This is a genomic window from Streptomyces sp. AN091965, assembly GCF_022698285.1.
In the GTDB taxonomy this organism is placed as follows: Bacteria; Actinomycetota; Actinomycetes; order Streptomycetales; family Streptomycetaceae; genus Streptomyces.
In genome coordinates this window covers 365944-378327 of the sequence record NZ_JALDMY010000001.1, presented here as the reverse complement: position 1 = coordinate 378327, position 12384 = coordinate 365944, and the positions used below count along the sequence as shown (strand labels likewise).

Below are 12384 nucleotides of genomic sequence, written 5' to 3'. Positions count from 1 at the left end.
AGCGGATCATGTAGGGGTCTTCCTGTGGCGCTGGGGGACGTGTGCTCTTCGTGAGGCCTCATCGCCCGGCCGAGCGCCCCCGGGGAGGGGAGCCGGGCGGCACAGGGGCCTGGGCGTCGCCGCCCTCGGGTCCCGGGTTCCACTGAGCCCCGACCCGGCCGGGCTCAGTGGAGCCCGGAACCGGCCGGGTCCAGCAGGAACCACGTCCTGGTCCCCTTCCGGGTCCGGCTACAGCCCCACGCGGAAGCCATCGCCTCCACCAGCAGCAGCCCCCGTCCGCTCTCCGCGAGTTCGTCCACGCAGGAGTTGGCGACCGCGGGAGTGCCCTTGGACCCTGAGTCGTCGACCGTGACGATGAGCGAGGCGTCTCCTTGCCGGACGCTGACCTCGACCGTCTCCTCGGTCCGGGACCCCGTCGACGCGTGCTGGACGGCGTTGGACAGCAGCTCGCAGAACAGGAGTTCCACGGTGTCCACCTGGTCGCCCCAGCCCCACTCGATCACGGAGCGGCGCACCCGGTGACGGGCGCCTGGCACCGCGTCCGCGACAGCCGGAAGCCTGAGCCGCAGGGCGCGGAAGCCCCCCGGCCGCCGCTTTCGGCGATCTCGCCGGTCGATACGCCCGCCCGTGGTGTGCGGCGCCGGATCCGGAGGGGCGGCCGCCGGTGGCTCCGCGCCGTGCGGGTGCCGGGCCTGCCCGGTCTCGGTGCGGGCGTCGAGCACGGGCCTGGTCTCCAGTGCCACGTTGCTGCGGTTGTCGACGAACGGAGTCATCTCTGCCTCCTCGGTCCGCTGGGCGGAGCTGTGCGGGATCGCGCCTGTCGACACCCAGAGGACCGCGCGGATAGATGCGCATTCAATGCGGGGCACCACCTATTGCGTGGCGTGGAGCACGGATTACGTGGTGTGGGGCCTGGATGGGGGTGTGCCCGTGCGCTCGTGTGCCGATTCGCTGGGCGCTCGGGGCGCGGCGGCCCGCCCGTCCACGCTTCGCGCGCCCCCGGCGGCCGGAGGTACGAAGGGGGCCGTGCTGGCTAAACTGGGTGCCTGGTCTGGTGTTTCGGGTAGGCCGTTCACACCCTGCAGAGGACGAGAACCGGTGGCTCAGGCGGTGACTTCCGCGGACATCTCGGGGATGCGGAGAGACGGCTTCACTCTGGTCGGCCGTGAGCGCGAGCTCGAAGACCTCGTCACCTCCCTGCGCAGCCTGCCCTCGGTGGTCATGATCGAAGGCGAGGCCGGCTCCGGTAAGTCCCGCCTCGTCCGTGAGGCGGAGCTGCTGCTGACGGCCTCCGGTACGCAGGTCGCGACGGGGCTCTGCTACCCGCTGCGCGAGCCGTTCCCGTACGGCCCCGTCCTCCAAGCCGTCGGCAAGGCGGCGGAGCACCTGCCCCGGAACTGTCTGCTGCCTCCCGAAACCGGCACGCTGGCCGCCTATCTGCCGGACCTGGCCCCCCACCTCGACGACTCCCGGCAGGCGACCTCGGCGATGCCCGAGCGCCTCCGGCTCGTCCTGGGCATCCGCGCCGTGCTGCGCGCGGTCGAGCCGGTGGTGCTGGTCATCGAGGACATGCACTGGGCGGACGAGGCCACGCGTGAACTGCTGTTCCTCATGGCCCGGGAACCCCCCGGCGGCCTCGGCCTCGTCCTCACCTACCGCGCGGAGGACCTGCCGCCCACCGAGCCGGTCCTCGGCAACGCGTACCGGCGGCCGATCGGTGTCTCGGGCGGTGAGATCCGGCTCCAGCCGCTCAGTGCGCGCGAGGTCACGGCCCTCGCCTCGGACGTCGTGGGACGCGTGGCGGGCCACACCCTGGGCCGGGTGCTGCACCGGCGCAGCGCCGGGCTCCCCCTGGTCGTGGAGGAGGACCTGCTCACGCTCCTGGACCGGCGCAAGAGGAGCACCTCGCAGGACGCCGCCCAAGGGCTCGAACAGGAAGTGGAGTTCCTGGGCCGGTCACCGGCGCCGCGCTCCCTGCGGGAAGCCGTCCACGAGCGTCTTGCCGAGCTGCCGGAGACCGCCGCCCGCCTCGTGGAGGCCGCGGCCGTCCTCGCGGTTCCCGCGGCGCAGGACGTCCTGGCGGAGGTGGCGGGACTGGAGGCCGAGCAGGCCACCGCCGCCCTCACCCAAGCCCTGCACCGCTCTCTCCTGCACGAGTCGGAGCCCGCCAAGTACGCCTTCCGGCACGTGCTCGCACAGCAGGCCGTCTACGGAGATCTGCCCGGCCCGCAGCGGATCCACCTGCACCAGCGGGCCCACGGCGTACTGCGCGGACAGCGGCGGCCCGCCCTCGTCCAGATCGCCCACCACACCAAGGCGCTGGGGGACAAGCAGGCGTGGCTGTGCGAGGCGGAGGCCGCGGCCCGCGAAGCCGTCACCATGGGGGACGACGGCATCGCCTCCCAACTCCTGCACGGCATCCTCGGCGAGGACGGAGTGCGACCCGAGGTGCGCTCACGCGCCGCGCTCGCCCTCTGCGACATCGCGCACAAGTTCACGCGCTTCGCGCACCACCTGGCCATCATGCGGCGGCTCGTGGACGACGCCACCCTGCCCGTCCAGACCCGCGGCCGCGTCCGGCTCACGCTCGCCGCGGTACTCGTGAACCACGCGGGCGACAAGGCCGCGTACCGCGAGCTGATGACGGCGGTGGAGGAGCTCGGGCCGTGGCCCTCCCTCGCCGCGTCCGGCATGCTCAGCGCGATCTTCTACGAGCGTACGCAGACGGCTGCCGAGCTCGATCAATGGGTGGTCCGGGCCGAGAACGCGCTTCAGGGCTGCCAGGACGAGGCCCGCCTTGCCGAACTCGAAGGCGCGAAGCTGTTCCTGATGTCCCGCAAGGGCGACGCCCGCCTGTGGGAACTGGTCGACGCCCTGCCCCGGTCCTCCCCGCACCCCGAGGCGCGAAGACAGCGACTCATCGCCCTGTACAACGCCGGGTCGAACGCCTTGAACCGGGGAGAGGACGCGCGTGCGGCCCCGTTGCTGCACGAGGTCGCGCGGCTGACGGCCGACGGCGTCAACCCCTCCCTGGAGTGCTTCGCCCGGACCCAGCTGTTGCGCTGCGACTGGTTCGCCGGAGCCTGGTCCGGCCTTGAGGAGCGCCTCGACGAGCTGAACACGACCTGCCCCGACATGGCGATCGCACAGCGCGAACAGGCTCTCATCGGCGGGAGCCTGGCCATCTGCAAGGGGCAGTGGGGCACGGCGATGGAGCACTTGGAGTTCGCCCGCCGCGCGGGCGAACGCATCGGCGGGACCGTGTGCTCCCTGCACGCCGCGGCCGCCACCGCCGAGGTCCACCTCGCCCGCGACGAGCCGGACAAGGCGTGGGAGGCGCTCGGGCCCGCGCTGCGGCTGCTCAGGTCCGCCGGCATCTGGTACAAGCCGCTGGGCACGGTCCAGGCGGCGGTCCGCGCGGGCCTGGCGACCGGTCACCGCGTCGAGGCGCAGGACCTGGTGGCCGAAGCCCTGGCGGCGCGGGGCGGCTTCGTCGCGCCGGCCGCTGACGCCGAACTCTGCCTCGCCCGCGGCGTACTGGAACAGAGCGCCCACCCCGCGAGGGCGGCCCGGTGGTTCCAGGAGGCCCGCGACACGTGGCGGACCATCGGCAGGCCCTACCCCGCCGCCCGGGCCGCCGAACTGCTCGCGCTGTGCGTCAGCGCTCAGGGGGAGCAGGCGGAGCCCGCCTCGCTCGACGAACCGCTCGACACCTACGGCAGGCTGGGAGCCACCGCCGACCTCGCCCGGTGTCGGCACGCCTTGAGGCGGGCGGGGGCGAAGCGCCCCGCCACACCCGGGAGGCGCGGCTATGGGGAGGGCCTCTCGCCACGGGAGGTCGAGGTGGCCCGGCTCCTCGCCGAAGGCGCCAGTAACCGCGACATCGCCCAGGCGCTCTGCCTCTCGGTGCGCACGGTCGAGCACCACGTCGCCCGGACCCTGAAGAAGCTGCGGGTCGTCAATCGCGCCGAGGTGTCCCGGGCCCTCGACGCCCACCTCGGCGACGGTCCGCCCCGGTGAGTCGGCCGCTCGCCACGGCGGAGCGGGGAGGCGCGGGCACACGTGAGCCTCTGCCGGAGGCCGCTCCGGCAGAGGCCGCGTCCGAGCGGTTGTCCGCTATCCCCGGGCGTAGATCCGCTTGGCGTACCACTCGCCGTTCGCGTAGGAGGCTTCCACCAGCGCGTAGACGTTGACGCGCATGGGGCCGTAGTACTCGGCGCCGTTCCGGAGGCTGAAACGCATCTGCCCCTTCTGCGTGGCGAGTTCGAGGTAGTCGTCCTTGAAGGCGGTGATCCTGCCGAAGAACTGCGTGACCGCGGCCGGGTTGGCGGCCGCGGCGCTGACGGTCTTCAGGGGCGCCGGGTCGGCCGGAGCCGCCTGCGCTGTCGACGTGAACGCACCCGCGATGCCGACCAGTCCGACGACGACGGACGCCAGCTTGATCAGAAGGCTCTGGGATCTGTTCATACTGCACTCCTTGATTTCGGTGCCGGATACCCCTGGGAGAAATCAAGCGGGGTATCCGGTCGGTGATCCGACATCTCGAACAGTATTCTTTCTGTGTTTCGGTGAATGGTTTTCTTTCGCGCTTCTTGCGATGTTTTGGATTTCGATTTCCGAAGTGGAATCCGGGCAAGAAGAACCGCCCGGGGTCCGCTGGTGCGGGCCCCGGGCGGGGGGTGCGGCGGGGATCACCAGGTGACGATCACCTTGGCGGTGTGGACCCCCTTGTCGAGGGTCGCCGTGACGTCGGCCTGGGCGCCGACCTTCAGGTGGCCGATCCAGTAGGCCTCGCCGGTGAGCAGCACGGTCACGACCGACTCGCCCGTGGCGACCTTGACGTGGTCGTCCGCCACGGCCGTGAGCTTGCCCTGGAAGTGCACGTACTGCCCCTGGGTGACGGCACCGGTCTGCGGGGAGCGCGCCTGCGAGGCCGCCTGCGCGGGGCCCGCGACGGCCACGCCCGCCGCGCCCACGAGGGCGGCGGAGCAGAGGAACCGGGCGATCTTGATGGAGGTGTTCAGCATGGAATTCCTGCTTTCTCTAGGTGCTGCGGAATGTGCCGGAGATTTTTCGGTGGGGCCTTTCTGTTCTGCCCTCGGCCAGATTAGGAGCTCCTCGAAGTCTGCGGGCTTTTCTTTCCTTTTCCTTGCGGTGGTATTGAGGGAGGGGATTCAAGGGGAAGGAGCAGGCTGAGCGCGTAGCAGAGCAGCAGGACGCCGACGGGAAGCGTCATCGTGGTGCGCCAGGCGCTGATGAACGTCTGTTGGAAGACGGCGTCGGTGAAGTCGCCGAAGAGGCCTGCCTCGCGCGCGGACAGGCCGGCCGGAGCCGGGGGCCGCGTGAGGCTGTCGCCGGAGAGGGTGAGCAGGGAGTCGGTGAAGGGCGCGCGCAGCCGGGAAGGCAGGTCCTCCGCCGCGGCGCGGGTGTGCGTCGGCAGGTCGGCGGACAGCCGCAGGCGCAGAAGGGAGCCGACGGCGACCCCGCCCAGGACGCCACCGATCTGCCGCGCGGTGTTCAGTACCCCCGACGCGCCGGACGCCAAAGAAGGGGGCACGCTCTGAAAGGCGATGGCCGTCACCGGGGCGAGGGTGCAGCCGATGCCCGCGTCGGCGAGCAGCATCGGCGGGAGCAACTGCCACGCGTTCATGCCGGGTCGGGCGCACAGGACGGTGAGCGCGAGGCCCGCCGCGTAGACGAGCACGCCGACGCCGAGCAGCCGAGCCGTGCGCGCGCCCTGGCTCCACCTGCCCACCACGACGGCGACCACGCCGACGGCGAGGGCGGAGGGAGCGGTGATCGTCGCGGCGGCGAGCGGATCGTTGCCCAGGATGTTCTGGAGGTAGAGCAGCAGCGGCAGCGCGGTGCCGACCACGGCGAAGTGGACACCGGCACCGACGGCCGCCACCCTTACGAAGGCGCGGCGCTGATACAGGGCCCGCGGCACCAAGGGCTCGCCCCGCGTGCGCCGTTGCTGCACGACGAGGCAGACCAGCAGGACCGCGCCGACGCCCACCCAGGTCCCGGAGAGCACCGACGCCGTGCCGCCGGGGCGGCCGTACTCCAACAGCCCGTAGCAGAAAGCCGCAAGACCGGCCGTCACCAGGAGCGTGCCGGTGACGTCCCAGCCGTGCGGGACGCGGGGGCGGTGGTCCGGCACGGCCACTACTGCCAGGACGAAGGCGACGCAGCCGAGCGGCACATGAGCCAGGAAGATCCACTCCCAGCCCGCCCACGCGATCAGGCCCCCGCCCGCGAGGGGCCCCGCCACGGCCGAGAGTCCGATCACACCGCCCCAGACGCCGAACGCCGTGCCCCGGAGCCGGAGCGGGAAAAGGACGGTGATGAACGCGCTGGTCTGCGGCGTCAGGAGAGCCGCGCCCAGGCCCTGCACCACGCGCAGGGCGATCAACTCGCGGATGCTGTCGGCCGTCGCGCACCAGCCCGCCGCGGCCGTGAAGACCGCGAGGCCCGCCAGGTACAGCCGCTTGGGACCGAAGCGGTCGCCCAGCCGCCCGCCGGTGATCAGCAGCGCCGCATAGGTCAGGACGTAGGCGTTCACCACCCACAGCGCCTCACCGAGGCCCGCGTCGAACTCGCCGATCATGACGGGCACTGCGGCGTTGACCATCGTCGTATCCATGACGATCGCGAAGAAGCCGGTGCACAGCACCGCGAGGACCGACCACGGTCGGCGAGAAGACGCAGGGGGCATGAGCGCTACGGCCCTTCATGAGTGCGGTACTTGCCGGTCGGGAGGGCTAGCGGGCGGTGTAACCGCCGTCGACGACGAGTTCGGCGCCCGTGACGTAGGAGGCCGCGGGCGACGCCAGGAAGCCGACCGCGGCCGCGACCTCCTCCGGACGGGCGGCACGGCACAGCGGTGTCGCGTCCACGGCCCGCTGCACGAACCGCGCCGGGGCGGAGCTCGTCATGGAGGTGGCGACCATGCCGGGGTAGACGGCGTTCACCCGGATCCCGCCCGGAGCGAGCTCGACGGCCGCGGCGGTCGTCATGGACCGGACGGCACCCTTGGCCGCGTGATAGGCGAAGGAGGCGCCCGAGCCCACGAGGGCGTACATGGAGGCGACGTTGACGATCGCGCCGCCACCCGCGGAACGCAGGCACGGGGCCACGGCCTTCATGCCGAGGAACGTGCCGCGCTGGCAGACCCGGACCACCCGGGCCCACTCCTGCTCGCTCGTGCCCTCCAGCGGCTGGTGGCCCAGGGCTCCGGCGTTGTTGACCAGGACGGTGAGGCGGCCGAAGCGGCGCCGGGCCAGCCGGGTCGCCCGGTCCCACGCCTCGGGCTCGGTGACGTCGAGGCCGCAGCCCAGCGCGCGGCCGGGGCCACCCGCGCCGTTGAGGTCGAGTGCGGCGCGGCGGCAGGCCTCGCCGTCCAGGTCGGTCACCAGCACGCCCATGCCGCGCGCGAGGAAGTGCTCGGTGACGGCCCGGCCGATGCCGCCCAGCGCGCCCGTGACGAGGGCGACCTGGCTTCCCGCGGTCATCGCGCGGCCGCCTTCCGGATCGGCAGCCAGACGAGCGCCGCGGCGTGGCCCCTGGCGTGCGTCAAGGAGACGCGGGGGTGCGGCAGGCCCTCGCCGCGCAGCAGGCGTTCGGCGGCGCCGCCGAGCCGGAGGACGGGCCCGGCTCCGGGCGCCCGGAGCACTTCGAGCGCCCGGCAGAGGCGGGGATCGGGCGGCAGGCCCAGGAGCGACGCGACGGCGGCCTTCGCGGCCTTGCGTGCCGCCAGGTGTTCGTGCGCGCGGTGGAAGCCGTGGCTGAAGGAGATCTCTTCGGCGGTGAGCCAGTCGTGCCAGCGGGCGTCGTCCGGATCGGGGATCTGCGCCGGTGAGAGCAGGACGAGGGCGGGTCCGGGGGCGGGTGCCGCCATCACCCCACCGCCGTCCGGGCCGTCGCCGCCGGGCCGGTGTACGGCGCGAGGACGAGGGAGGCGTACGTACCGCCCCAGTTGGCGGCCGTGACCAGGCAGGCCCGGCCCGCCTCGGCGCCGGCCAGGAGGTACGGGGTCACGTTCCCGGGCGCGGACGGCGCGGGAACGTCGGGACTCCAGCCGGTGCGTACGGTCTCGGCGGCGCAGACCGCGGACATCAGCGAGGTGGTGCTGTGCACGTGCCCCACGTACGGGCTGAGGTTGCTCAGCCGTACCCGCCCGGGCTGCCACACCCGGCTCACGGCGGCGACCTCGGCGGCGTCGATGGCGGCGGTCCCGCGCGCGTCGCCGTACACGGTGCCGATGTCGTCCGGAGCCATGTCGGCGTGGTCGAGGGCGCGGGTGAAGCATTCGGCCCAGGCCGCGCCGGAGGGGTCGTTCCCGGCGACGCGGTAGGCGTCCGAGGTCACCGCGTGGCCCTTGACCTCGGCGAGGATCGTCGCCCCGCGCCGCAGGGCGTGCTCAAGGGACTCCACGACCAGGGCGGCGCCGCCCGCGCCCAGCACGGTGCCACCGGCCGTGGCGGCGTAGGGGCGAAGGGTGTCGTCGGAGAGCAGGCCCAGGCGGTCGAAGCCGCAATGGAGCAGGGGAGTCAGCTCGTCCGCGCCGACCGCGAGCATGACGTCGGCCTCGCCTCGCCGCACCAGGTCGGCTGCGTAGGCCAGGCCGCTGAGGCCGGAGACGCAGCCGGTGGCCAGGGTGGACAGCGGGCCGCGGATCTGCAGGGCGAGACAGGCGTGACCGGCCGCCGCGTTCATCACCGAGTTGGGGAAGAGCCGGGGGTTGACCCGGTGCGGGCCCACGGTGCCGATGGTCTCGCTGAGCTGGGCGACGGTCTGCATGGGCCCGCTGAAGGTGCCGAAGACCATGCCGATGCGCTCCGCGTCGGCCTTCGTGATCCGCAGACCGGCGTCACGTACGGCGAGACGGCTCGCGGCGAGGGTGAGCAGGCCGATCTGGTCGAGGCGGCGCGCGTAGGCCGGGTCCACATGGCGCCGGCACTCGGCGCTGTCGAGCTCCGCGGCCCGGCGTGTGCGGGACAGGGACACGTCGGTCAGGCGGGCGGCCCCGATGGCGCTGGTCCCCGCGCGCAGTGCTTCGAGGAAGGCCTGACGGCCGCTGCCCAGCGCGGTGACGGGACCGGTGCCGGTGATGACCACGCGGTGGTCGGGCACGTCGGCCGGGGATGCCGGGCGGCGGCCGAGGACGAGGGAGCAGTTGTTGCCGCCGAAGGCGAAGGAGTTGGAGACGACGACGTCCAGGGACTGCGGGCGGGCGTGGTTGGCGACGAGGTCGCGGGGCAGGTCGCCGGGTTCAGCGACGTTGACGGTGGGCGGCAGGACCCCGTCGCGCAGCGCCAGGACACAGGTGGCCGCCTCCATGGCTCCGGCGGCCCCGAGCATGTGACCCACCTGGGACTTGGTGCTGCTCATGGGCACCGGGGGCGCGGGCGCGAAGAGGTCGGCCACCGCTTTGGTCTCGGCCTTGTCGTTGGTCGGAGTGCCCGTGCCGTGGCCGTTGACGTAGTCGACGTCCTCGGGGGTCAGCGAGGCCTGGGCGAGGCTGCGGCGCATGGCGCGGTAGGCGCCGTTGCCGGCGGGATCGGGGGCCGTGGCGTGGTAGGCGTCGCTGGTGGTCGCGTAGCCGAGGACATGGCCGAGGACGGCGGCGCCGCGGTCCCGGGCGAAGGACTCCGCCTCCAGGACGAGGAAGGCGGCTCCCTCGCCGAGGCTGGTGCCCGTGCTGCGCGAATAGGGGGCGCAGGGCTCGGTGTCGAGGGCGTTGAGGCTGTCGAATCCGGCGAGGGAGAGGATGTCGAGCACGTCCACACCACCGGCGATCATGATGTCCGCGCGCCCTTCACGGATGGCGTCCACCGCGTAGCCGATCGCGTTGGACCCGGCCGCGCAGGCGTTGGAGAGCACCACCTTGGGGCCCCTGAGCCGGAAGGCCACGCTGATCGCGTCCGCCGAGGTGTACAGCGGATAGCTGGTGAGCCGGTGACGCCCGGCCGCACCGGGGCCGTCCTTGAGGATGTCCCAGTGGAACCGCTCGCCGTGTTCCAGGCCGCCGACGGACGTGCCGACCGCCACGCCCACCCGGTAGGAGTCGTGGTCGGCCAGGCTCAGGCGCGCGCCCTCGACGGCCTCCTGCACGGCGGCCAGGGCGAGCCGCGTCGCGCGGTCGGGACGCATGCCGACGCGCCGCACCCCGGCGGGCACCGACCGCACCTCGCCCGCGTAGCGGCAGCTGAGGGTGGAGACGTCGAGGCGCTCGGTCTTGCCGATGCCGTGGACGCCGCTCTGTACGGCCCGCCAGACCTGCTCCGCGCCGGTGCCGAGCGCGCAGCTGATGCCGATTCCGGTGACGGCGACGCTCTGCGCGCGCCGTGTGCTGGAGCTCATGGTTTCTCCTGTTCACTGCGGCCACTGCCGTGGCCGGGGTCAGCCGCGTACGGAAGGGGCTCAGTCGAGCGCGACGCCGAGGCTGGTGGCCGTCAGGAAGGGCGCGGAGACGGTGCGCACCACCGTGCCGGTCCCCGCCAGGCGGAACTCCTGGCCCGAGGCGGCCACCCCGGGGTCGACGGCGGCGGTGCCGATGAAGCGGCCGAGCCGCGGGGACCACACGCAGTGCGTCACGGCGCCCACCTCGGCGTCCTCGACCGCGACCGGGGTGCCCCGGCCGGGCGCCGCGTCCAGGTCGCCTTCCGCGGTCCAGCACACGGGGGAGCGGTGCTCGTGCGGGCGCCTCTCGTCGAGGGCCTCGCGTCCCACGTGGTCCTGGTCGGGGTCGAGCATCCACTGCAGGCCCACGTCGAAGGGGGTCACCGGGCCGCCGGTGTGCTCGTGCTCGTGGCTGGCGAAGCGGACCTCCATGCGGCAGACGTCGAGCGCCTGCCTGCCGCACTCCACCGCGCCCCGCGCGCCGAGCTCCGCCCGCAGCGCCGCCGCGTGCGGGGAGGGGACGAAGAACTTGTAGCCGTACTCCCCGGTGACACCGGTCCGCGAGAGCGTCACCGCGTTCCCCGCCCACTCGACGCCGACGCAACTGCGGTACGACAGCGAGGCGATGGGGAAGTCGAGGTAGGCCTGCGCGATCGTGAACGAGGCGGGTCCTTCGATGCCGAGGACCGTGCACCGCGTGCTGATGTCCTCGACGGTGACACCGGGGCGCTCCACGGCGGCCGCCAGCAGATGGGCGGTGGCGGCGGGGGCCTGGTCCGGCCAGATCTCCACGAGGTAGTCGGTGCCCCGGCAGTGGATGAGCGCCTCGGCGACGATGGTGCCGTCCTCGCGCAGGAGCAGCGAGGAGGTGCTCTGGCCCTCGAGGAGGAAGTCGACGCCGCGCGTCCCGACCCGTCCGAGGTAGGCCGTCGCGTCGGGCCCGGTGACGGTCAGCAGGCCTGCGCCTTCGTAGTCGACGAGACCGACACCCTCGCGCAGGGCCGTGTACTCCTCATCGGTGGTGGTGGGGTGGTGAGTTGTCATGGTGGCGTCTCCAAGAGGGCTCGACAGATGCTGTCGGTACGGAAGGAGGGAGAGGTGCGGCGTGGCGGGAGGGCGCCACGGCGGTGTCACGGGGCGAGTTCGGTGACGGCCAGACGCGCGGTCATCACCAGCTCCCGGCCCACCGCCGCCTGGCCGGTGACCGAGATCAGACCGCCGAGGCGGGGGCCGCTGTGCGCGCGTACGGTCACCTGGTCGCCGGGAAGAACGGGCTTGAGGAACTTGGCCTGACGGATTTCGGCGAGGTAGCCCACCCGGTCGGCCACGTCCGCCACGAGCTCTCCCGTCGCCGACCGGGCGGCGGCGCTGCCGTAGATGACCGCGGCGAGCTGTGCCACGCACTCGACGAGGAGGACTCCCGGGTAGAGCATGCGGCCGGGGAAGTGACCGGCCAGGACGGCGTCGGAGGCGGTGACGTTCTTGACGGCCTCCGCGCTCGTGCCGGGTTCTAGCGCCGTGACGCGGTCCAGCAGGAAGAAGGGGTAGCGGTGCGGCAGCAGCCGGGCGATGTCGTCGGCGCCGAGCACCGCGCCGCCGGGCGGCAGGGGCAGCGGGCCGGTCATGCGCGGGCGCCTTCGATGTGGTCGACCAGACGGTTGAGCGACAGCAGGCTGTGGGTGTCGTCGTCGGTGACGGTCACGCCGAAGGTGTCCTCCACGGCCATGGCCAGTTCGAGGGTGTCGATCGAGTCGAGTTCCAGGCCGCGGCCGAACAGCGGCTGGTCGTCGCCGATGGAGCGCGGGTCGACGTTCAGGGCGAGCCGTTCGACCAGCAGCGTCTTGACCTGTGCGCACAGGTCCTGCCGGGCGGCCGCTCGGCGGGTCGCCTCGGCGAGTGTCATCACCATGGTGTTCTCCCTTGGGGTGGTTGGGGTGAGGGGCGGTTCGGTCGCGGGGCACGGACGGCGGGGCGGGGGCCTCG

At 72.9% G+C, this 12384-nt stretch carries 11 protein-coding genes; 1 reads left to right on the top strand and 10 read right to left on the bottom strand.

The features are described 5' to 3' along the window. Positions 1-164: 164 nt before the first annotated feature. Positions 165-773: an ATP-binding protein gene (locus MQV74_RS01465; RefSeq protein WP_242714166.1), complete on the bottom strand. Its 609-nt coding sequence runs from the start codon at positions 771-773 to the stop codon at positions 165-167. Between the two features lie 361 nt (positions 774-1134). Between MQV74_RS01465 and MQV74_RS01460 the strand changes: the two genes are divergently transcribed. Beyond that, on the top strand, positions 1135-4020 hold the full coding sequence (locus MQV74_RS01460) for an ATP-binding protein (protein ID WP_242714165.1): 2886 nt from the start codon (positions 1135-1137) through the stop codon (positions 4018-4020). Between the two features lie 96 nt (positions 4021-4116). On the opposite strand, the gene MQV74_RS01455 is transcribed toward MQV74_RS01460, so the two are convergent. From MQV74_RS01455 to MQV74_RS01415, 9 genes are all read right to left on the bottom strand, one after another. Further along, positions 4117-4467: a hypothetical protein gene (locus MQV74_RS01455; RefSeq protein WP_242714164.1), complete on the bottom strand. Its 351-nt coding sequence runs from the start codon at positions 4465-4467 to the stop codon at positions 4117-4119. Between the two features lie 224 nt (positions 4468-4691). Next, on the bottom strand, positions 4692-5027 hold the full coding sequence (locus MQV74_RS01450) for a hypothetical protein (protein ID WP_242714163.1): 336 nt from the start codon (positions 5025-5027) through the stop codon (positions 4692-4694). Positions 5028-5107: 80 nt separating this feature from the next. Next, on the bottom strand, positions 5108-6715 hold the full coding sequence (locus tag MQV74_RS01445) for an MFS transporter (protein ID WP_242714162.1): 1608 nt from the start codon (positions 6713-6715) through the stop codon (positions 5108-5110). A gap of 46 nt (positions 6716-6761) precedes the next feature. After that, complete coding sequence (locus MQV74_RS01440) at positions 6762-7511, bottom strand: SDR family NAD(P)-dependent oxidoreductase (protein ID WP_242714161.1); 750 nt, start codon at positions 7509-7511, stop codon at positions 6762-6764. Further along, on the bottom strand, positions 7508-7897 hold the full coding sequence (locus MQV74_RS01435) for a hypothetical protein (protein WP_242714160.1): 390 nt from the start codon (positions 7895-7897) through the stop codon (positions 7508-7510). The genes MQV74_RS01440 and MQV74_RS01435 overlap by 4 nt, the downstream gene beginning before the upstream one ends. Further along, complete coding sequence (locus MQV74_RS01430) at positions 7897-10362, bottom strand: beta-ketoacyl-[acyl-carrier-protein] synthase family protein (RefSeq protein ID WP_242714159.1); 2466 nt, start codon at positions 10360-10362, stop codon at positions 7897-7899. Before MQV74_RS01430 ends, MQV74_RS01435 begins: the two co-directional genes overlap by 1 nt. 60 nt (positions 10363-10422) lie before the next feature. Beyond that, on the bottom strand, positions 10423-11445 hold the full coding sequence (locus tag MQV74_RS01425) for a glycine cleavage T C-terminal barrel domain-containing protein (RefSeq protein ID WP_242714158.1): 1023 nt from the start codon (positions 11443-11445) through the stop codon (positions 10423-10425). Positions 11446-11531: 86 nt separating this feature from the next. After that, the gene (gene fabZ / locus MQV74_RS01420; protein ID WP_242714157.1) at positions 11532-12026 is read right to left on the bottom strand and encodes a 3-hydroxyacyl-ACP dehydratase FabZ; all 495 of its coding nucleotides are present in this window, start codon (positions 12024-12026) and stop codon (positions 11532-11534) included. After that, on the bottom strand, positions 12023-12310 hold the full coding sequence (locus MQV74_RS01415) for an acyl carrier protein (protein WP_242714156.1): 288 nt from the start codon (positions 12308-12310) through the stop codon (positions 12023-12025). Before MQV74_RS01415 ends, fabZ begins: the two co-directional genes overlap by 4 nt. Positions 12311-12384 lie beyond the last annotated feature (74 nt).